Origin of the sequence: Cryobacterium arcticum, assembly GCF_001679725.1 — a bacterium.
GTDB lineage: Bacteria > Actinomycetota > Actinomycetes > Actinomycetales > Microbacteriaceae > Cryobacterium > Cryobacterium arcticum_A.
Genome location: NZ_CP016282.1, coordinates 881,498 through 901,197, shown reverse-complemented (window position 1 = coordinate 901,197; position 19,700 = coordinate 881,498). Strand labels below are relative to the sequence as shown.

Sequence of the window (19,700 nt, the reverse complement as noted above, 5' to 3'; positions counted from 1 at the left end):
GCGAGGAACCGGAACAGTCCGGAAAACGCAGCCCGGCCCGCACACCCTGCACAGCCACTACGTAGGAACCGAAGCCTTCGGGTTCAGGTTACTGAGCTGCCATCTTCCCGAGCTGCTGTTCGACTGGCACGGTGCCTTCTACGATCACGTCCCCGGTGTGGGCGGTGGTCACTGTCTCGATGAGGACGATGTGCACTTCCTCGTCTGCGACCGGGTTGTGCTGCACGCCTCGGGGTACTACGAAGAACTGCCCGGGGGTGAGCACAACCTCCTGGTGGTCTGGCAACTGGATTCGAAGACGGCCCGAGATGACGATGAACATCTCGTCCTCCGCGTCGTGGGCGTGCCAGACCAGTTCCCCGAGGAGCTTCGCGACCTTGATGTACTGGTCGTTCACCTTACCCACGACTCGTGGCGTCCAGTGCGCGTCAACCAGCCGGAGTTCTGCGTCGAAGTCGATGCCGGGAATGAGTGTCATGGAACCATTCTGCTTCCCCTGCGGGCAACAACCCGCCCCGGCAGCAGTCCCGCTGATTAGCATGACCAACATGTCCATCAAGTCCATCAAGTTTGAGAATGTCGGCATCGCCGTACGCGACCTTGAAGCAACGATTTCGTTCTTCACCGACCTCGGTCTCACGGTTCTAGGCCGTGACGAGGTCAGTGGTGAGTGGACCGACACTGCTGTCGGTCTGGACGGCAACCACGCCAAGATCGCGATGCTCCAGACGCCGGACGGTCACGGCCGCCTGGAACTCTTCGAATACCTCCACCCCGACGCAATCGAGACGGAGCCCACCCTGCCCAACGAGATCGGCATGCACCGGGTTGCCTTCTCGGTCGACAACCTCGACGACGCCCTCGCGATAGCCGCAACGCACGGGTGTTTTCCGCTCCGTGGTGTGGCGACCTATCAGGATGTCTACAAGCTCACCTATCTGCGCGGGCCCAGCGGCATCATCGTGATGCTGGCCGAGGAGCTGCCGAAGAACTGACCGGGTTCACCACGGCCGGTAATCCTTCGGCGGCGGTGTCGTCGACAAATCCCCTGGACCGGCGCGCCCGCCGAAGGTCATGGCGGCAATGGCCGATGACCCTGCCCCGACGGCGGCCGCGAACGCCGACAAGATCGCCCTGACCCACCGCCACGCTGTCGACCTTCTTGTGTGTGCTGCCATGCGCACCAGGATCCTCGCCATTGGCCGTAGGCGCCACTCATGATCCGGGCGGAGTCCCGGTGGCCGTCGAGGGGCGAGCGCGCTCCATGCAGAGCAGTCGCGGCCGGTCTTCCCACGACGCGACCGGGACGAACCCGCGACGGCCGTACAACCGGATGGCGTCGTCTCGCCAATCCCAGACCGTGAGGCGCGTCGGCAGGTCTTGCCGACTGAGTGCCGCATCGATCAAGGCGGAGCCGACCCGATGCCCACGCGCGGTGGGATCGACCCAGACGCGCTTGAGTTCGTAGGCGGTTGCCGTGTGCTGCACGATCACCACTCCGATAGGCGCTCCGGCGAGGTCCGCTAGGTATGCCTGCGCGTTCTCGTAGGCGCGTGCCGGATCGTCCAGCTCGGCGCGATAACGCGCCGACAGCGCCGTGCCAACGCCGGAGCCACCCAGGTGAGCGGCCTTTTCGAGCTCGGTGTGTGTCAGATATGCCTCCACGAGGCGACTCGCTGCCCAAGCGTCGGGGCCTGTCAGATCTGCGAGTCGGATGCTGAGCTCGTTTTGTCCGCTGACCATGACTCCATTCTTGCAACGTGAACGGCGTGCACCTGCCCGGCCATCCGTCATCCGCGTCACCCGAAGTGCTTGCTTCCGCTGGTGGGCGGGAATACCGTCACTGCAAGCTGTCGAACACTTCAAGCGAAAGGCACTGCATGTTGAAGCGCGTCGCCGCGGGCGTTCTGGTTCATGAGAGCGAGTTCCTGCAGAGCAATTCCGTTGTCGCACAGGGGCAGCACGGGGTTCTGCTCATCGACCCCGGCATCACCGGCCAGGAGCTGGCGGACCTGGCACGGGACCTTCGCGAGCTGGGCGAGCCCGTCGTCGCCGGCTTCTCCACGCATCCGCACTGGGATCATGTGCTGTGGCACGAGGAGTTCGGTGACGTGCCTCGGTACGCCACGTCTCGCTGCGCGACACTGATGCGTGAGTTCCGCTCGAACGCGGACTGGCAGGACCAGATCGCCGAGGGGCTCCCGCCGGAGCACGCCGAGGACATCCCGATGGAGCTGCTTGGTCTCGTCACGGGCCTGCCCGCCGGAGCCACGCAGATTCCCTGGGACGGTCCGGTGGTGCGCATCATCGAGCATCAGGCCCATGCCGTCGGCCATGCGGCGCTGGTGCTCGAAGAGAGTCGAGTGCTCGTCGCGGGCGACATGCTGAGCGACATCCTGATGCCGTTCCTCGACCTGGCGGCCGAGACTCCGATCGAGGACTACCTCGACGCGCTGCGACTGTTGGAGGGTGTGGCCGGCGACACGGATGCCGTCATCCCAGGTCACGGCTCCGTCGGCGGGGCCGACCAGCTGCGGGCCCGGATCGCGCTGGATCGCGCGTACGTGCAGGATCTGCGCGACGGCCGAACGATCGACGACCCCCGGGTCGGCCCGGATGCGCTGTTGGAGTGGCTGCCAGACGTGCACAACTGGCAGGTCCAGCGGCTCGCGCAGGCACAGTAGGAAACGAGGGAGGAGTTGTAGCGATGGCACAGGATGCGTTCCGGATCGCATCGGATGCCCTCTCTGACGGCCGAGGGCAAATCTCCGAGCTTGCGCGCCCGTTCCTGCATTTTTTGCCCGTTTCGGGCGCGTCGGTGTCGACCTTCGGGTCGTTCTTACAGGCCGAAACCGTCTCGGCCACGGATGCCAGGGCCGGGCGGGTGGATGAGCTCCAGTTCGACCTCGGCGAGGGACCCTGCTGGGACGCGCTGGCCCAGCGGCGACCGGTGCTCGCTCCCGACCTCACCGTCGGCAGCGAGTTATGGCCGGCCTTCCTGGCCGCCATTCAGGCCGAGCAGATCGGGGCTATCTTCGCCTTCCCCCTGCTTTTCGGCCCCCTCGAGATCGGCGCCGTCGATCTCTACTCGGCCACACCCGTCGCCCTCTCGCCCGAACAGCAACGGCAGACCCTGGTTCTGTCGGCCATCGTCAGCCGCATTCTGCTGCGCCGCGCCATCAGCGAAGAGGGCAGTTCCGACGAGGGCAGCGCCGACGAGACCACGACCTATTCCCGGCGACTGATTCACCAGGCGACGGGCATGGTCCTGGCCCAACTCGGCACGACCGCCGAGGATGCCCACCTGATCTTGCAGGCCCGCGCCTTTGCCGAGAACCGCCCGATGCGCCACATCGCCCAGGACGTCATCGACCGGCGCATCCGATTCACCGCATTACCCGATCCGGGCGAGGAACACCCATGAATGAGACAACCCGTATCGAACTACTCTTTGACGCATTCGCCACGCTTGCGGACACCCTCGTGGCCGGTTATGACGTGCTCGACCTGCTGCAGACCCTGGTGGAGACCTGCCACGAACTCCTCGCGGTCGATTCCGCCGGCATCCTGCTGGCCAACGCCAGCAACGAACTGGAGGTCGTGGCCTCCACGAGCGAGGCCAACGTCCTCGTGGAGATGATGCAGCTGGATGCTGACGCGGGCCCCTGTCTGGAGTGCTTCCGCACCCGTTCGGTCGTTTCGGTACCGGACATCGACGTCGATTCAGGCCGATGGCCCGACTTCTGCGCCACCGCACTCGCGCAGGGTGTCCACTCGGTGTACGCCATCCCGTTACGCCTCAGGGAGACCACAATCGGCACCCTGAACCTCATGCGAAACGATCGTGGGGAGCTCGGCCAGCGCGACACCCGCGCCGCCCAGGCCCTGGCGGATGTCGCAACCATCGGCATCCTGCAGGAACGCACGATTCGGGATGCCTCGAAGCTGCGCGACCAACTGCAGGAGGCCCTGTCGAGCCGGATCATCATCGAACAGGCCAAGGGCGTGGTCGCGGAAACCGCCCAGGTGTCGATCGAGGCGGCCTTCGTACTCATCCGTCAGCATGCCCGCTCACACCAGATGCCGCTGAGCCAGGTGGCCCGACAACTCGTCGCCCGCCACCTCCGCTTCGGTCCCGGCAACACCGACCAGCAGAAGACCTCAGCATGACCGGCCGCATCCACATCGACCACTTCACCACCCTCGACGGCGTCGCCCAGGCCCCCGGCGGACCCGATGAGGACACCGACAGCGACTTCAGGTTCGGCGGCTGGCAGGCGCCCCTGATCAGCGACACCGACGGCACCCAGATCTCCGCGGGAATCGAGGCCATGGACGCCCTGTTGCTCGGCCGCCGCACCTACGACATCTTCGCCGGCTACTGGCCGCACCAGTTGGAGGGCGCCGACTCCGCCATCGCTCGCAAGTTCGACGCGATACCCAAATACGTCGCCTCGAGAGGCCGGCCGCAGCTGGACTGGCGCGACTCGCACCTGCTCGACCGCGACCTCGCCGCGGAGCTGGCCGCCCTGCGCGACCGGCACGAGGAGATCCACGTGATCGGCAGTATCGACCTGTCCCGCACCCTGGTGACCCAGGGACTGTTCGACCAGCTGAATCTCTGGGTGTACCCGATCGTCGTCGGCCCCGGCAAACGGCTCTTCCCGGATGACGGACCGCCCGCCTCCCTCACGCTGCTCGCCGCCGAGGCAGCGAGCGAGAAGGGCGCCGTTCTGCTGCGCTACGGCTGGGCAGGATCGGTGCCGGACGTGGGCGACATGAGCCGGTGAGCCGGCGCCCGCAGGGGGTGCGCAACTTGCCCTCGCCGCACCCCGCGCACCAGACTGGAGATACCGGATCGCTATTGAGTCTTCCGCCTGCGGCTAAGAGGAGCTCACCATGACCGAACCGACCGATGCCCGTGTTGGCCTGTACATCGACTTCGACAACATCGTCATCTCGCGCTACCAGCAGCTGCATGGCCGCAACGCGTTCCAGCGCGACGGCATCCGCGACTTCGATCGCACCAGCCGCGACGCCGACCCGGAGGTCGCCGCACGCCTGGCCGCCGCCACCGTGGACTTCAACGCCATCATCGACTTCGCCGCCTCGTTCGGCACCCTCGTGGTCAACCGCGCCTACGCCGACTGGTCGGTGCCGGTCAACGCGAGCTACCAGCGTCAGCTGATGTCCCGCGCGGTGGACCTCACCCAGCTGTTCACCACCACCACCCGCGGCACCAAGAACGGCGCCGACATCCGCCTCGCCGTCGACGTGGTCGAAGACCTCTTCCGGCTGCCCGACCTCACCCACGTGATCATCGTCGCCGGTGACTCGGACTACATCGCCCTCGCCCAGAAGTCGAAGCGCCTCGGCCGCTTCGTCGTGGGCATCGGCGTCGCAGGCTCCACGAGCACCTCGCTCGCCGCCGCCTGCGACGAGTTCGAGGACTACGACTCGCTCCCCGGCATCGACAAGGCCACGGCTGCCGCGGCCGCCGCGACCTCCACCGAGCGCCCCAAGTCCGGCCGACGTTCGTCGGAGCGCACGGAGACGCAGCCCGACACTCCCCCGAGCACGGCCCGCAAGCTCACGACCATCCCGATGTTCTCGCACACCGAGGACTCGCAGTTCGATGACCTGGAACCGGCCGACGACATCGACCCGCAGGTACTCGCCACCGAGCTCCTCGTGCGCGCCCTGCAGATCGGTCACGCCAAGGGCGACGCCGACGAGTGGCTCAACACCGGCACCGTGAAGAACCAGATGCGCCGCATGGACCCGTCCTTCAACGAGAAGCCGCTCGGCTTCCGCTCGTTCACCGATTTTCTCTCGTCGCGCAGCGACGTGGCCGAGCTGCAGGAGGACGGCCCGCAGCGGCTGATCCGGCTGCGCCCGGAGGCCAACTCCCGCCGCTGAGGCGTCCCGCCACGAGGTGTGGGGGTTACCCGGCCGCCTGGCCGACCAGGCCGGGTATCGTGATGCCGGCCAGCGCCTCGACCTGCCGCCACACCCGGTCGGCGATTCCGACGGGCGGTGTTGCCGTGCGCGCCAGCGGCGGCACTGACATCGGCAGGCCACGCAGTTGTCCGGCCGGCGCGTAGTACTCGCTGCCACGCACGGCCGGATCGGTAACTGCCCGCACCGCCGACCATGCCGCGGTGTCCTTGCCCTGGGCCCACGGGGTGTACGGGTTGCGCTGATACGGCGTCGTCGAATCCCGGATCCCGGGTCGCTCCGGGGTCTTCGCGTCGACTCCCACGCCTGGCCTGGTGACGACCGACAGCACGGGCAAGCCGGCCGCCCGCAACCGCCGGTCCAGCTCGAAGGCGATCACCTCGGTGACGGTCTTGGCCTTCGTGTATGCGCCGACGCCGACCATCGGAATGCGCGTGAGATCGTCGAGGTCGTAACGGAACCGGCTGACGAACCCGGTGGAGGTGTGCACCACGCGGCCGACCGTCTCGTGGGCGGTCGCCGTCGCCGCCAGCGCCGGCAGCACCCCGGCGAGCAGACGAAAGTTGGCAACGACGTGGGTGCCCAGAAGGATCGGAAGTCCGTCGGTGGTCCTGGCTCCCCGTCCGAAATTCATCACGCCGCCGTTGAGCACGATGCTGTCCAGCCTGGGCAGTGCCGCCAGTTCCGCGGCGGCGGCGTCGACGGAGGCGAGCGACCCCAGTTCGACCACGACGGATCGCACCGACGCTCCCGGGACCCGGCCCAGGATCGCCTCTCGCGCGACGCGCAGCTTGAGTGCGGAACGTGAGGCGAGAACAACATCCGCCCCGGCCGCGGCGAGCTGCTCCGCGGCGAAGTAGCCGATCCCCGCCGTCCCGCCGGTGACCACGATGGTGCGTCCGGATTGGCTGGGCAGGTGGTCTGGGTTCCAGGTCATATGGTCCTCATCTCTAAGTGGATTGATTATCCGATTGGACGCTAGCACAATACGGATGACTCATCCACTTCGGCTAGACTGGCCACATGACCGCGCTCCGTTCCGATGCCGCCCGCAGTCGCGCCCGGATCCTCGAAGTCGCCAGAGCGCACGACGCCCACGATCTCCGGCTCAACGACATCGCCCGGGAGGCCGGCGTCGGCGTCGGTACGGTCTACCGGCACTTCCGCAATGTGGGCGCCCTCGTCGAGGCCCTCACCGCCGACACGATCGAGCGGATGCTGGAGATCGCACGCCGCGCCGCGGCCGAACCAAATCCCGGTGACGCCTTCTCGCTCTACCTACGCTCCGCCCTCGCCCTGCAGCTCGAGGACGACGGCCTTCAAACCGTCCTCCTCTCACGCGACGACGAGTCAGACGTGGTCCATGCGGCCAAGCGGGAGATTTTCGTCACATTTTCCAGCCTCCTTGACGGTGCCAAGAACGCAGGCGCTGTGCGCGCGGATCTCTCCGTGGACCAGCTCTCACACCTTGTCTGCGGCATCGAACACGCGGTGCGCCTCGGCACCCCGGCCGACCGGGCCCCGCTGCTGGAGATACTGTTCACCGGGCTCCGCCCCACGGTCTGACGGCACCGGGTTGCCGGATCGGCAAGCCGATTTCGCCACCGGCCGCCGGACCTGCATGCTGCTGTGATGGACCACACCAGCGACCACACCCCCGCCGTGCACACGCCGCGGGACCCCCGCGACATCCAGGATCTCTGGGACCAGCGGTATGCCGGCGCGGAGAACCTGTGGAGTGGGCAGCCGAACGCAACCCTGGTGGCCGAACTGGAGGGGATGCGGCCCGGCCGCATCCTGGACGTCGGCTGCGGCGAGGGTGCCGATGCGCTCTGGCTGGCCGCACACGGCTGGGACGTGACGGCGTTGGACGTCTCCCAGGTGGCACTGAACCGGGCGTCAGAGCGCGGCGACGCCCTCGGCCTTCAGGTGCGCTGGCTGCACGCCGGCCTGGCCGAAGCCGAACTCGCTCCGGGGTCCTTCGACGTGGTCTCGGCGCAGTACCCCGCACTGCTTCGCACCGACGACGCCGCGGCCGAACGCGCCCTAATTGATGCAGTGGCACCGAATGGTGTGCTCCTCGTCGTGCACCACTCCCTGCCCAGCGTGGAGCAGGCCGCCGCGCACGGGTTCCATCCCGAGGGCTACGTGAGTCCGGCGGATGTTGCCGCGCGGCTGGACGACAGCTGGACGGTCGAGATCGACGAGATTCGGCCCCGCCACGTGAGCACCGGCGCCGGGGCACATCACACCGAAGACGTGGTGCTGCGGGCCCGCCGCCAACCCTAAACACACTCCCCCGGGACTTTCGACCCAAATTTCGATTCCCGAACAGTGTAAATTTCAAGTGGTGTGTGAAATTTGACAGGATATTCTCAGTCGGCCAACCCGGTTTGTACTGAGCTGTGCCAAACGGGAACCACGCGTTTGGCATCCACATCATAAGGAGATTCAGGTGGCGACCTCGCCCGCTAAAGACATTATTCAAAGCATCGGAGGGGCGTCGAACGTCGTCGCCCTCACCCACTGTGCGACTCGCTTGCGCTTCACGCTCAAGGACGCATCCGGAATCGATCAGGCTCAGGTAGAAGCCATCCCCGCCGTTCTGGGCGCCGTTCCCCAGTCCGGGGACCGCTTCCAGGTCGTCATCGGTGGCGCCGTCGAGACCGTCTACAACGAGATCCTGGCGCTGCCCGAGATGAAGAAGGTCGGCACCGGCGAAAGCGCCGACGACATCAAGGCCGCCGAGCGTGCGAAGGGTCCCCGCGGCAAGTTCGCCGGGCTCGACACGTTCTTCGAGGTCCTCTCCGACTCCTTCCGCCCGATCCTGGGCGCTCTGCTGGGCGCGTCGCTGTTCATCACCTTCATGGCGCTGATGGCCACCCTCGGTGTCATCCCCGCGTGGAATGCCCCGGGCGTCACGCTCGAGCCCGGCTGGGCCTTCATCAACCTGATGTGGCAGGGCGTGTTCGTCTTCCTGCCGCTCATGGTCGCCTACAACGCCTCCAAGCGCCTCGGCGCCGACCCGTGGGTCGGCTTCGGCATCATGGCCGTCGTCATGCTGCCGGGCTTCTCCGCCCTCGCCGCCACCGACGGCGCGCAGACCGTCTTCGACGGCAAGGCCGCGATCGTGTCGATCTTCGGCCTGCCGCTGACCGTCACCGACTACAGCTCGCAGGTCTTCCCGCCGCTGCTGATGGCGGCCGTTCTCGCCCTCCTCACCAAGGGCCTGAAGAAGGTCATCCCGTCCAGCGTCCAGCTGATCTTCGTGCCGTTCCTGAGCATGCTCGTGATGATCCCCGTCACGGCGTTCCTCATCGGCCCGATCGGCGTCTTCGGCGGTGCGGCCATCGGCGAGTTCCTCAAGTCCATCAACGACTTCTCACCGCTCATCTTCGCGATCGTCATCCCGCTGGCCTACCCGTTCATGGTTCCGCTGGGCCTGCACTGGCCGCTGAACGCCGTCATGCTGCTGAACATCCAGTCCCTCGGCTATGACTTCATCCAGGGCCCGATGGGCGCCTGGAACTTCGCCTGCTTCGGTGCCACGGCCGGCGTTCTCGTCCTCGCCATCCGCGCCAAGAACAGCCAGATGAAGCAGACCGCAACGGGTGCTCTTGCCGCCGGACTGCTCGGTGGTATCTCCGAACCGTCGCTGTACGGCATCCACCTGCGGTTCAAGCGCATCTACCCGCGCATGCTCGTCGGTTGCCTCGTCGGTGGTGTCATCATCGGCGTCGGCGGTGGCGTCACGACCAACGCATTCGTGTTCACGTCGCTGCTCACCATCCCGGCCTTCAACAACATCCCGCTGTACGCGATCGCTGTTGCCGCGTCGTTCTTCACCGCGATGATCCTCGTGATCCTCTCCGGCTACCTCTCGCCCGAGCAGAAGGCCGAAGCGGCCGCTCAGCTCGCCGAGGACACCGCCATGGAAGAGGCCAAGCACGCTCCGGTCGCTCCCGTTGCGACTCCGGTTGCCGTCGCATCCAGCACGGCTGCCGCCACGGCACCCGCCGCCGGCGGCACGGCCACCCTGGTTGCCACGGTTCTCGCCACGATCGGCTCGCCGGTCGAGGGCATCGTCGTACCGCTCGATGAGGTGCCGGACCCCGTGTTCAGCAAGGGCATCGTGGGCCTCGGCGTCGGCGTCGACCCGACCGGGGACACCGTCTTCGCGCCGGCCGCCGGCAAGGTCCTGGTCGCTCAGCCGACCGGCCACGCCTTCGGCCTGATGCTCGACGGCGGCATCGAAATGCTCATCCACGTGGGCATCGACACCGTCAACCTGGCCGGCAAGGGCTTTGACGTCAAGGTCAAGGCCGGCGACCGCGTCGAGGCCGGCACCCCGCTGGTCACCTTCGACCGCGCGATCATCGAGGAAGCCGGCTACTCGCTGGTCACCCCGGTGCTCGTGACGAACCCGAAGAAGTTCGGCTCCATCGACCAGGCCGCCACCGGCCACGTCGCCGTCGGAGACGCGCTCCTCACGGTGACCGCCAAGTAACACCTGCACCAACACAAAAGGTGGGCAGAGAGAAATCTCTGCCCACCTTTTTGGTGTCTGGTGCGAGGTTGGCTTACTCGGCGCCCTGCTGAGCGGCGGCCTGCTGCTCGGCCTTCTGCGCCGCCACCTGGCGGTGCACGTCGGCCATGTCCAGGCCCTTCACGGCCGTGACCACCTGCTCGAGCGCTGCCGGCGGCAGCGCGCCGGGCTGGGAGAACACCAGCACGCCCTCACGGAAGGCCATCAGCGTGGGGATCGACTGGATGCCCGCGGCGGCGGACAGCTGCTGCTCGGCTTCGGTGTCGACCTTGGCGAACACCACGTCCTGGTGCTGCTCCGACGACGCCGCATAGGTGGGGGCGAACTGCTTACACGGACCGCACCAGTCGGCCCAAAAATCCACCAGCACGATCTCGTTGGCCGCCAGGGTCTCGCCGAACGTGGTCTCGGTGACGTCAATGGTGGGCATGGGGTCTCCTTGCGTTCTCGAAAGTTGAATTGACTAGTCTCGCAGGTGCCGCTGGGCGTTGCATGGGTCCGCCCTGAGAACCGGTCCCTGCGGCCCGTCTCGTCGGCACAGTGAGGTTAACGCCGAGCGGCACGCGCTCTATTCCTCGCCGCCCGGTCTGCGCTAGTCTGGTCGGCTCGCCAACCCCGGGCAGGACGAGGACCACCATGCAGCATTTCCTGGACACCAACCGGGCCAACTGGGATGATCGGGCATCCGCTCACGCAGCACGCACCGGTCTCGGCTACCAGGTGCAGCGCTATGTGGACGACCCTGCGCTGTTATCGGATGTGGTGCGCTTCGACCGCGACCGGCTCGGCGACGTCGCGGGGCTGCGCACGGTGCACCTGCAGTGCCACATCGGAACCGACACGCTCTCCCTCGCCCGGCTCGGCGCCCACGTCACCGGGCTGGACTTCTCCCCGGTGGCCCTCGCTGAGGCTCGCACCCTCGTGCAGGAGACCGGTGACACGGTGGACTTCGTCGAGTCCGACGTGTATTCGGCGCTCTCGGCACTCGAACCGGGCGGTTTCGATCTGGTTTACACGGGGATCGGGGCGCTCTGCTGGTTGCCGAGCATCGACCGCTGGGCGGCCGTGGTGGCCGGGCTGTTGGCGCCGGGCGGCCGGCTGTTCCTCCGGGAGGGGCATCCGATTCTGTGGGCGATGGACGAGAGGCTGGGAGACGACCTGCACCTGCGGTTCCCATACTTCGAGCAGGAGGCACCGTTGGAGTGGGACGACGATTCCACCTATGTGCAGACCGACCGCCCGATGACGGCCACGAAGACCTACGAGTGGAATCACAGCCTGGGTGAGATCGTGACGGCGCTCCTGAACGCGGGTCTGCAGCTCACGATGCTCGTGGAGCACGACAGCGTGCCGTGGGAGGCCCTGCCCGGCCAGATGGTGGAGCGGCCCGGTGGGGAGTTCGCGCTGGGCACACTCGCCGGCGTCGCGCCGCTGTCGTACACGCTCCAGGCGGTGAAGCCCACGCTGTAACGGCCGGCATTCTAGACCGAGGGGTCGTGTCGTTGCGTTACCTGCGCCCCACGGTCACCGCGCCGACGCCGAAGGTGAAGAGACCCAGCGCAAGAAGCATGGCCAGGAACGCCGGTTCGAAACCGGCGGCGAAGATCACGGCGGCGGCCACGAACATCAGCGCCGCCACCACCAGGCAGCCCACCCCGAGGTGGCGCATCCGATCGCTGAGCAGCGGTGTGAGCATGGCCCCATTATGCCTGCGCAGGGTGAACCCGCGAAGGCCGCCCGGCGGCCATCGGGCGACCGGTCAACGCCCACGGATGTCCGCGAGAATGTAGACATGGTCACTCTCCCGAGCAGCGTCATCGTTCCCGCCCTCCGACTGATGCGCGCGAACCGGGTCTTCGTCACGGCGGAGGGAGCGCGCCGGCATGTGCGCGAGCGTGAGCTCCGGCCGACGCCGTACGGGCCGCCGAGCCGGCTGCGCCGTGACGTTCGGGTGACGGTCTCGGGTGCGGCCTGGCCGGTCTACACGATCACGCCCGTCGGGGGAACTCCCACCGGCAGTGTGGTGTACGTGCACGGCGGCGGCTGGGTGAACCAGATCGCCGGGCAACACTGGCACCTCGCCGCGCAGATCGCCGCAGAAGCGAACACCACCGTCACCGTGCCGATCTATCCGCTCGTGCCGTTCGGAACCGCCGCAGCCGTGGCTGCCGGCGTCGTCGACCTGGTGCGAGGCAACCTGGAGCGGTACGGCAGCACCTGCCTGGCCGGAGACTCCGCCGGAGGGCAGATCGCGTTGTCCGCCGCCCTCGCGCTGCGGGACGAGCACGACATCACGCTGCGCCGCACCGTCCTGATCTCCCCCGCCCTGGACCTCTCCTGGAGCAACCCGCTCATCCCCAGCGTGCAGCCGAGCGACCCCTGGCTGGCGACCCCTGGCGGTGAGGTCCTCGCCGATCTCTGGAAGGGATCCGATGACATCCTGGACCCGGTGGTGAGTCCGTTGATGGGCGACCTGGCGGGCCTGGGACCGCTGACCGTGTTCAGCGGCACACGGGATGTGCTGAACCCCGATGCCCATCTCCTGGTCGACAAAGCCGCCGCGGCCGGAGTCGACCTGGAGTTCCACGAGGGCGTCGGGCAGGTGCACGTCTACCCGTTACTGCCTACCGCGGTGGGCCGTGCCGCCCGGGCAGCTATCGTCGAGCGGCTCCGGCTGGGCGTGGCTGAAACGCTGAGCGCGCGGGACTAGCGGTGTGGCCCGCATCCGCTCTGGGCGGCGGCACCGGGCGAATGTAGACTCGGCGCATGACTGACGTCTGGGTGGGCATGCTCCTCGTCACCGGCGTGGCCGGCCTGATGGTGACGCTGGGTCTGCTCGCGCACCGCCTTCGGCGCGGCAGCGCCGGGCCGGCGATCGGGGCCGCGATGGCCGCATATGACGAGGCTATGCACTCCACCGCGTACGACACCTTCGTCGAAACCCAGGCTCAAGCGGGTCGCGCAATACCGCTCCTGGCGCCCGGCAAACGCTGACCACCCGAGACTTTCCACCGAAGGATGCCGGCATGGCTACCGGTCGCTGAGCCCGGGAATCACGATCACGAGCTTGCAGCGCGGGCAGCGGTGACAGGACTCGAGCCCCTCGGCCGTGTCAACGCCGTCCTCGGTCATCTCCGTGCCGCAGGCCGGACAGGGCGGACCGGGCTCGTCGAGATCGATCTCCTCGAGATCCTCTTCGTCGAAGCCGTCCTCCTCCATCAGCCGAGTGTTCCGGTTTCGCCTAGTCGGCGACGACCCCGACCAGCACAAGCGTACGCAGGCTCGGCTGCTCGGTCCAGGTGCCGGCGAGCACCTCGTGGGTGGCCGAGTCGGGCGCCCGGTTAGCCAGAACGTCGTCGTCGCCGAGCACTCGGGCCACGACGATCCGCAACGGACCGGCCGCCACGACGGTCGTGCCCGGCGCCTCGCTGATGCTGATCTCGCCGACAGCGGGCAGGGCCACGGCAGGTCCGCCGGGCGCTCCGCTACCGGCAACCACGGCCGTGGGTTCGCGAAGGACCATCTCGCCGTCGATCTCGATCTGCAGTTCGGCCTGGCGTCCACCGGTCAACGCGGCCGTGGCGACGGCGGCGAGGTAGACCGGGTCACCGGCGCCGTCGTAGACCCACCGCTTGCCCAGCACAGAGTGCTCGGTGGTTCCGATGAGGGCCGCGTCGGCGCCTGCAAGTGGAGCGTTCCGGTATGTCACGGGCACCTGCAGCACCGGGCCGGTGCCGGCGCTCACGAGGATCGTCTCGATGCCCACCTCGCCGTCCGGGTCATCGAAGCGGTACGCGGCGATGTTCTCGAGCGGCGCATCCGCTTCACCGGAGAACCACGGCTGACTGGGTACCCAGCCGCTGAGCAGTTCGATCTTGGTGGGCGTCAGGTCTGCTTTGTGGAGGAGGGCCATGCCCTCGATCCTACGGCGGCGAACCCGTCAGTCCACATCCCGCAGTGCGGTCTGCACCGCGACGATGCCAGTGCCGAACTGGTCGTCCATGAACCGCTGGATCGAGCCGTCGTCGTAGATCACGGACACCCAGAGATACCCGTTCGCGGTCCAGTCGGACAGGATCGGCGCCTGTGCCCAGTCGGTGTACTGGGACGGGCTGTAGTCGGCGGAGTGCAGCTTCTCCTGCAGGCGCAGCAGGGTGGCCTCGTCACTCGCGCCCGCGTTCTGCGGGTCTTCACGGGGGTCGTCGACCCGGAGCGGGTCGTAGAGCGAGAGCGGGATGGGCGGCTGGGTCACCGTGAAGACGGCGGCATTCCAGGTACCGGTGATGGCGTAGCTGCCCCAGGTGACCCCGGATGCTCTCTCGGACTGTTCCACCGTCGCCCAGTCCCAGCCGACGATCGGCGGACCGCCGCACAGGGGCGGGTACGACTCGGCGACCGAGCCCAGGCAGAGCTGGGGGTCTTCGCCGTCTTTGTGCAGCACCAGGCCTTGGGCGAGCACCTCACCCGCCGCCGCCGGCCGGGGGAACCCGCCCGGCCCCGCGCCCGCGCCGGGGGCCGCAGGGCCGCCGCATCCGCCGAGGGCGAGCAGCCCGGCGCCCACGATTGCCAGCACGAGGACCCCGGGACTTCTCATGACCGCAGTGTGACAGGCGGGCCGACCATGCGCCAGTATTCGCCCCGCGTGCCGCGTCGTGGCGGCACCGCGCGGAACTGAGGATCGCTTATTGTCGAGGAATGACTTTTAACGACGACGCCAAATACTCCGGCCGCGGGGTCCGCAAGTCGGGCCGTCGCACCGGCCTCGCCGTCGGCGGCGGCGGACTGGGGCTCGTTGCCATCGTGCTGCTCTCGCAGCTGCTCGGGGTGGACCTCACCGGCCTCGTGGGCGGCGGCACGAGCGGCACCAGCAGCCAGAGCGAGGGCACCGCCCTGACGAACTGCGAGACCGGCGCAGACGCCAATGCCGACGTGGATTGCCGGGTGGGACTCACCTACGACTCGCTCGACGCGTATTGGGCCGAGCAAGCTCCGGCCATGGGCATCGGGTATGCCTCCCCCACCATCAACCTGTTCGAGCAGGCCGTCGATACGGGCTGTGGCTCAGCCACGAGCGCGGTGGGGCCGTTCTACTGCCCGAGTGACCAGCAGATCTACCTCGACACAGCTTTCTACGACGAGCTGCGCAGCCAGTTCGGTGCCACGGCCGGCCCGCTCTCCCAGCTCTACGTCGTTGGGCACGAATGGGGTCACCACATCCAGAACCTCGCGGGCACGTTCGCCAGCGCCGACACCTCCCAGACCGGCCCCACCTCCGACGCCGTGCGCCTCGAGGTGCAGGCCGACTGCTTCGCCGGCGCCTGGCTGGGCTCGGCGACCGAAACCACGGATGCCGACGGCGTCCCGCTGCTCGAACCGATCACCGACGCCCAGATGGCGGATGCGCTGAACGCCGCATCCGCCATCGGTGACGACCGCATTCAGGAGAAGGCCCAGGGCCAAGTGAACCCGGAGACCTGGACACACGGGTCGAGCGAACAGCGTCAGAAGTGGTTCCAGACGGGCTACACCGGCGGGGCCGGTGCCTGCGACACGTTCGCGGCGGCTGACACCGACCTCTAGCGGGGAGCCTCGAAAGCCTGAGGCCTACTTGGGCTCGGTGAGGTCGACCACGCGGCCCTTGGCATCCGCCTTGACGATCTCGATGCCCTTGAGGGCGTCCGCCTTGGTCTGGTAGCTCTCCGAGGTCATCAGGACCTGGCCGTTGTGGGCCTTGAGCTTGAAGACATAGCCACCGGATCGGTCTGCAGTCAATTCATACTTGCCGGACATGACACGCTCTCTTCGTCGAGATGGAACTCCGCCGGCTACGAGGCCGGTGGCGCAACCTTACCGCGCCGCGCCGGGTCGCCGCCGCGCAGGCCGAGGGCCGGCAGCAGCACGCCGTCGATGAGGGAGATGAGAAAGTCCCGGTCAACGGGCTTACGTTCGATGAGCGTGCGGTAGGTGGCCATGGCGGGGGTGACGAGGCACAGGGCATCGATGTCGCAGCCGGAGTCGACCTCTCCGCGGTCGATGGCCCGCTGGATGAGGAACCGGTTGGCCGCGGCCCGCGGTTTGATGAGAGCGTCGTTGGCCGCATCGGCGAGGTCGGGCGTCGCCGAGATCATCGACATGACACCAGCCATGATCTGCATCTTCTTGACGGCGTCGTCGATCGTGCGGGGCTTGATCATCGCCACCAGGTCGCCGCGCAACGTGCCGGTGTCGGGCAGCCGGGACTGGTCGAGGTCGGCCTGCTTCATGCACGCGACCGCGTCGATGACGAGTTCGTTCTTGGACGGCCAACGCCGGTACAGGGTGGCCTTGCCGGCCTTGGCCCGGGTGGCGACCATGTCGATGGTCATGCCGTCGAAGCCGGTCTCGGCGAGAACCTCGAGCGCGGCGGCGAGGATCTCCGGGTCGCGGGTGTGGTCGCGCTTGCGGCCCAGCTTGGTTTCGACCACTGTGGTTTCCACCACAGCACTCTCCAGCGAACCGGGTTCGACCTGCGTCATTGCGGCGATCTCCATTTCTGTATGTCCTGGTTCCGGACCCTGCCGGATCCTGAAATTATGCGCCACGAGCCTGTACGTCGGCAGGCGCCAGACCTTCCCTGTACAACTCCACATGTTACCGGGGCGTAAATTCAGGAACTGTTAAGATCCGGAACTCCACAGTATCGTATAGAGTCGCGTTTATGTCTAAAACGATCCCCGCTTCGTCTCCCGCGACGAGCACCCCCGTGCCCCATTCCCGCCGGTGGTGGACCCTGAGCGTGGTGGCCCTCGCCCAGCTCATGGTCGTGCTCGACTCCACCGTTGTGAACATCGCCCTCCCCTCCGCCCAGGCCGACCTCGGCTTCTCCAATGGCGACCGCCAGTGGATCGTGACCGCATACTCTCTCGCCTTCGCCAGCCTGCTGCTGCTCGGCGGCCGGCTCTCCGACCTGATCGGCCGCAAACGCACTTTCATCATCGGGCTCATCGGCTTCGCCATCGCCTCCGCACTGGGCGGCGCGGCCGACAGCTTCGGCTGGCTCGTGGCCGCCCGCGCCCTGCAGGGTGCCTTCGGCGCCCTGTTGGCTCCCACCGCCCTGGCGGTGCTCACCACGACCTTCACGATTCCCAAGGAGCGCGCTCGCGCCTTCGGTGTCTTCGGCGCGATCGCCGGCGCGGGAGGCGCCGTGGGCCTCCTGCTCGGCGGCTTCCTCACCGAGTACTTCGACTGGCGCTGGAACCTCTACATCAACGTCGTCATCGCGGTCGTGGCCGTGATCGGTGCCGCGATCTTCGTCGACACCCTCAAGCGCACCGGGCCCCGCCCCAAGCTCGACATCCCCGGCACCCTCCTGGTCTCCGCGGCCCTCTTCGGCCTGGTCTACGGGTTCTCCAACGCTGAGACGGATGGCTGGGACTCGCCGTTGACCTGGGGCATGCTCGGCAGCGCCGTGGTGCTGCTCGTGGCGTTCGTGCTCTGGCAGCGGAAGGCCGCGCATCCGCTGCTGCCACTCTCGATCGTGCTCGACCGCAACCGCGGCGCCGCGTACCTCTCGGTGATGATCGCCGGCGCGGGCATGTTCGGGATCTTCCTCTTCGTCACCTACTACCTGCAGACCTCGCTGGGCTTCACCCCGATGCAGACCGGCTTCTCGTTCCTGCCGATGATCGCGATGCTGGTGCTTGCCGCGCAGCTGTCGACGAACATCTTCGTGCCCCGGTTCGGCCCGAAGATCATGGTGCCGTTCGGCATGGCGCTGGGCATGATCGGCATGATCCTGCTCACCAACCTGAACCTGGAGAGCACCTACGCGGCCAATGTGCTGCCGCCGCTGCTGATCCTGGGCTTCGCGATGGGCTCCATCATGCCCGCCTCGATGCAGACCGCCACGCTGGGCGTCGACCGCCAGTTCGCCGGCGTCGCATCGGCCATGGTGAACACCAGCCAGCAGGTCGGTGGCTCCATCGGCACGGCCCTGCTGAACACGCTGGCGGCGACCGCGGCGGCCGACTACGTGGCGTCGCACCTGCCGGCCACGGCCGAGGTGGCCGCTCAGGCCGCCGTCACCAGCTACGCCACCGCGTACTGGTGGGGCGCCGGGTTCTTCGCCGTCGGCGGCATCATCGCGGCGCTGCTCTTCCGCCGGATGGGCCACGGCCTGTCCCTGGCCAACGCGCACCTGAGCGAGGATGCCGAACCGGTCGTCGCCCACTAGCCCGGTCGGCCGGGCAGCTCCTCGCTTCCGAGGGGCTCCACCAGGGGGACGGATGCCGGTTCGATTACGGCATCCGTCTTCTCTGAGCGTACGAAACCGATACCGATAAGGATCAACAGCCCCCCGAGGAGCTGCGGCACGGTGAGCTGCTCGCCCAGCAGCAGCCAGGCGTAGAAGGTGGCGGCCACCACCTCGAGCAGGCCCACGAACGACGCCAGCCGGGAGCCGAGCATCTCGCTGGCGGCGATGCTGGTGGAGTAGGCGACGGCCGTGGCCACCACGCCGATAATCAGGAGCGGCAGCCACCACGGCACCTCGGCGCCGAACATTGCCACATCGGCCGTGGACGTGCGGAACGGGACGAGTCCGGACAGCCCCACGACGCCCAGCAGCAAGCCGCCGAGCAGCAGGCCGAATCCGGCCAGCGCCACGGCCGGCAGCCCGTCGCTCGGATGCGCCGCCACGAGATAGTAGATGGCGCACCCCACCATCGCCCCCAGGGCGAGCAGCAGCCCGAGCACATCGAAGCTGGCGGACCCGCCCGGCGACACCACGAGTACCAGGCCGGCCAGGGCGACGACCGAGCCGATCAGCACCACGGCCTTGGGGCTGCGGCGGCTGCGCGCCCAAGCCCAGCCCACCAGCAACAACGGCGCCATGTACTCGATGAGCACGGCCGTGCCCACGGGGATGCGTTCGATCGCCCCGAAGTAGAGCAGTTGTGTGGCCGCGACGCCGATCAGGGCCATCGCCAGCACCCGCCAGCGGGCGCGCCAGAGCAGTGCCCACTTGCCGTGCAACGACAGCACCGCCAGCGGCGACAGCACGATTCCGCCGATCAGCACCCGCGCGGTGACTGCCGCGGCCGGGCTCCAGCCGCTCTCCAGCAGAGGCTTGGCCAGGGCGCCGGACAGGCCGAAGGTGGCCGCGGCGACGACCGCGATGACCAGGCCGAGCGAGGTGGACGAGCGGTTCATGAGGCTC

25 protein-coding genes are annotated in these 19,700 nt (G+C 67.7%); 14 read left to right on the top strand and 11 right to left on the bottom strand.

What is annotated here, in order from left to right; translation table 11 throughout:
• Positions 1 to 88: 88 nt before the first annotated feature.
• Positions 89 to 478 carry a cupin domain-containing protein gene (locus tag PA27867_RS04000; protein ID WP_066593563.1) on the bottom strand — a complete coding sequence of 130 codons (390 nt, stop codon included), beginning with the start codon at positions 476 to 478 and terminating at the stop codon, positions 89 to 91.
• Positions 479 to 548: 70 nt separating this feature from the next.
• Between PA27867_RS04000 and PA27867_RS03995 the strand changes: the two genes are divergently transcribed.
• Positions 549 to 995 carry a VOC family protein gene (locus PA27867_RS03995; protein WP_066599015.1) on the top strand — a complete coding sequence of 149 codons (447 nt, stop codon included), beginning with the start codon at positions 549 to 551 and terminating at the stop codon, positions 993 to 995.
• A gap of 220 nt (positions 996 to 1,215) precedes the next feature.
• Here PA27867_RS03995 and PA27867_RS03990 read toward each other — a convergent pair whose 3' ends face one another.
• The gene (locus tag PA27867_RS03990; protein WP_066593561.1) at positions 1,216 to 1,743 is read right to left on the bottom strand and encodes a GNAT family N-acetyltransferase; all 528 of its coding nucleotides are present in this window, start codon (positions 1,741 to 1,743) and stop codon (positions 1,216 to 1,218) included.
• Positions 1,744 to 1,760: 17 nt separating this feature from the next.
• Between PA27867_RS03990 and PA27867_RS03985 the strand changes: the two genes are divergently transcribed.
• The 5 genes from PA27867_RS03985 to PA27867_RS03965 all read left to right on the top strand — a co-directional run bounded on the left by PA27867_RS03985 (position 1,761) and on the right by PA27867_RS03965 (position 5,919).
• Positions 1,761 to 2,684 (top strand): MBL fold metallo-hydrolase, encoded by a 924-nt coding sequence (locus PA27867_RS03985; RefSeq protein ID WP_236900832.1) that lies wholly within the window; start codon positions 1,761 to 1,763, stop codon positions 2,682 to 2,684.
• A gap of 23 nt (positions 2,685 to 2,707) precedes the next feature.
• Positions 2,708 to 3,424, top strand: coding sequence for a GAF and ANTAR domain-containing protein (locus tag PA27867_RS03980; RefSeq protein ID WP_066593554.1), 717 nt, complete (start codon positions 2,708 to 2,710; stop codon positions 3,422 to 3,424).
• A complete protein-coding gene (locus PA27867_RS03975; protein ID WP_066593551.1) occupies positions 3,421 to 4,170 on the top strand; it encodes an ANTAR domain-containing protein in 750 nt (249 codons plus the stop codon). The genes PA27867_RS03980 and PA27867_RS03975 overlap by 4 nt, the downstream gene beginning before the upstream one ends.
• Positions 4,167 to 4,790: a dihydrofolate reductase family protein gene (locus PA27867_RS03970; protein WP_066593538.1), complete on the top strand. Its 624-nt coding sequence runs from the start codon at positions 4,167 to 4,169 to the stop codon at positions 4,788 to 4,790. Before PA27867_RS03975 ends, PA27867_RS03970 begins: the two co-directional genes overlap by 4 nt.
• A gap of 109 nt (positions 4,791 to 4,899) precedes the next feature.
• The gene (locus tag PA27867_RS03965; RefSeq protein WP_066593535.1) at positions 4,900 to 5,919 is read left to right on the top strand and encodes an NYN domain-containing protein; all 1,020 of its coding nucleotides are present in this window, start codon (positions 4,900 to 4,902) and stop codon (positions 5,917 to 5,919) included.
• A gap of 25 nt (positions 5,920 to 5,944) precedes the next feature.
• On the opposite strand, the gene PA27867_RS03960 is transcribed toward PA27867_RS03965, so the two are convergent.
• Positions 5,945 to 6,895, bottom strand: coding sequence for an SDR family NAD(P)-dependent oxidoreductase (locus tag PA27867_RS03960; RefSeq protein WP_066593532.1), 951 nt, complete (start codon positions 6,893 to 6,895; stop codon positions 5,945 to 5,947).
• 86 nt (positions 6,896 to 6,981) lie between these two features.
• On the opposite strand from PA27867_RS03960, the gene PA27867_RS03955 reads away from it, so the two are divergent.
• The 3 genes from PA27867_RS03955 (at position 6,982) to PA27867_RS03945 (ending at position 10,465) form a co-directional block, all read left to right on the top strand.
• Positions 6,982 to 7,524 carry a TetR/AcrR family transcriptional regulator gene (locus PA27867_RS03955; protein WP_066593529.1) on the top strand — a complete coding sequence of 181 codons (543 nt, stop codon included), beginning with the start codon at positions 6,982 to 6,984 and terminating at the stop codon, positions 7,522 to 7,524.
• Between the two features lie 66 nt (positions 7,525 to 7,590).
• On the top strand, positions 7,591 to 8,247 hold the full coding sequence (locus PA27867_RS03950; protein ID WP_084020658.1) for a class I SAM-dependent methyltransferase: 657 nt from the start codon (positions 7,591 to 7,593) through the stop codon (positions 8,245 to 8,247).
• A 166-nt stretch (positions 8,248 to 8,413) separates the two neighbouring features.
• Entirely contained in the window at positions 8,414 to 10,465 is a 2,052-nt protein-coding gene (locus PA27867_RS03945; RefSeq protein WP_066593523.1) for a glucose PTS transporter subunit IIA, read from the top strand.
• Between the two features lie 73 nt (positions 10,466 to 10,538).
• Here the strand turns inward: PA27867_RS03945 and trxA are convergent, their stop codons facing one another.
• Positions 10,539 to 10,934 carry a thioredoxin gene (gene trxA / locus PA27867_RS03940; RefSeq protein WP_066593520.1) on the bottom strand — a complete coding sequence of 132 codons (396 nt, stop codon included), beginning with the start codon at positions 10,932 to 10,934 and terminating at the stop codon, positions 10,539 to 10,541.
• Positions 10,935 to 11,140: 206 nt separating this feature from the next.
• Here trxA and PA27867_RS03935 point away from each other — a divergent pair, with 206 nt between their 5' ends.
• The gene (locus PA27867_RS03935; protein WP_066593517.1) at positions 11,141 to 11,974 is read left to right on the top strand and encodes a class I SAM-dependent methyltransferase; all 834 of its coding nucleotides are present in this window, start codon (positions 11,141 to 11,143) and stop codon (positions 11,972 to 11,974) included.
• A gap of 37 nt (positions 11,975 to 12,011) precedes the next feature.
• Here PA27867_RS03935 and PA27867_RS03930 read toward each other — a convergent pair whose 3' ends face one another.
• Positions 12,012 to 12,200 (bottom strand): hypothetical protein, encoded by a 189-nt coding sequence (locus tag PA27867_RS03930; protein ID WP_066593514.1) that lies wholly within the window; start codon positions 12,198 to 12,200, stop codon positions 12,012 to 12,014.
• Between the two features lie 96 nt (positions 12,201 to 12,296).
• Between PA27867_RS03930 and PA27867_RS03925 the strand changes: the two genes are divergently transcribed.
• Positions 12,297 to 13,214: an alpha/beta hydrolase fold domain-containing protein gene (locus PA27867_RS03925; protein ID WP_066593511.1), complete on the top strand. Its 918-nt coding sequence runs from the start codon at positions 12,297 to 12,299 to the stop codon at positions 13,212 to 13,214.
• Between the two features lie 56 nt (positions 13,215 to 13,270).
• Positions 13,271 to 13,498, top strand: coding sequence for a hypothetical protein (locus tag PA27867_RS03920; protein ID WP_157109109.1), 228 nt, complete (start codon positions 13,271 to 13,273; stop codon positions 13,496 to 13,498).
• Positions 13,499 to 13,534: 36 nt separating this feature from the next.
• Here PA27867_RS03920 and PA27867_RS03915 read toward each other — a convergent pair whose 3' ends face one another.
• Genes PA27867_RS03915 through PA27867_RS03905 form a run of 3 tightly spaced genes read right to left on the bottom strand, consistent with a single transcriptional unit; the run spans position 13,535 to position 15,098 of the window.
• Positions 13,535 to 13,723: a hypothetical protein gene (locus tag PA27867_RS03915; RefSeq protein WP_066593508.1), complete on the bottom strand. Its 189-nt coding sequence runs from the start codon at positions 13,721 to 13,723 to the stop codon at positions 13,535 to 13,537.
• A gap of 22 nt (positions 13,724 to 13,745) precedes the next feature.
• On the bottom strand, positions 13,746 to 14,417 hold the full coding sequence (locus PA27867_RS03910) for a CG0192-related protein (protein WP_066593505.1): 672 nt from the start codon (positions 14,415 to 14,417) through the stop codon (positions 13,746 to 13,748).
• Positions 14,418 to 14,444: 27 nt separating this feature from the next.
• Positions 14,445 to 15,098, bottom strand: a complete 654-nt coding sequence (locus PA27867_RS03905; RefSeq protein ID WP_066593496.1) for a hypothetical protein — start codon at positions 15,096 to 15,098, stop codon at positions 14,445 to 14,447.
• Between the two features lie 101 nt (positions 15,099 to 15,199).
• On the opposite strand from PA27867_RS03905, the gene PA27867_RS03900 reads away from it, so the two are divergent.
• Positions 15,200 to 16,084 (top strand): neutral zinc metallopeptidase, encoded by an 885-nt coding sequence (locus tag PA27867_RS03900; protein ID WP_066593494.1) that lies wholly within the window; start codon positions 15,200 to 15,202, stop codon positions 16,082 to 16,084.
• Between the two features lie 24 nt (positions 16,085 to 16,108).
• Here PA27867_RS03900 and PA27867_RS03895 read toward each other — a convergent pair whose 3' ends face one another.
• Together PA27867_RS03895 and PA27867_RS03890 are read right to left on the bottom strand one after the other, a co-directional pair.
• The gene (locus PA27867_RS03895; protein WP_066593492.1) at positions 16,109 to 16,294 is read right to left on the bottom strand and encodes a YegP family protein; all 186 of its coding nucleotides are present in this window, start codon (positions 16,292 to 16,294) and stop codon (positions 16,109 to 16,111) included.
• Between the two features lie 35 nt (positions 16,295 to 16,329).
• Positions 16,330 to 16,980, bottom strand: a complete 651-nt coding sequence (locus tag PA27867_RS03890; protein WP_236900831.1) for a TetR/AcrR family transcriptional regulator — start codon at positions 16,978 to 16,980, stop codon at positions 16,330 to 16,332.
• Positions 16,981 to 17,201: 221 nt separating this feature from the next.
• On the opposite strand from PA27867_RS03890, the gene PA27867_RS03885 reads away from it, so the two are divergent.
• The gene (locus PA27867_RS03885; protein WP_066593490.1) at positions 17,202 to 18,716 is read left to right on the top strand and encodes an MFS transporter; all 1,515 of its coding nucleotides are present in this window, start codon (positions 17,202 to 17,204) and stop codon (positions 18,714 to 18,716) included.
• On the opposite strand, the gene PA27867_RS03880 is transcribed toward PA27867_RS03885, so the two are convergent.
• Entirely contained in the window at positions 18,713 to 19,693 is a 981-nt protein-coding gene (locus tag PA27867_RS03880; RefSeq protein ID WP_066593487.1) for an EamA family transporter, read from the bottom strand. The genes PA27867_RS03885 and PA27867_RS03880 overlap by 4 nt on opposite strands.
• Positions 19,694 to 19,700 lie beyond the last annotated feature (7 nt).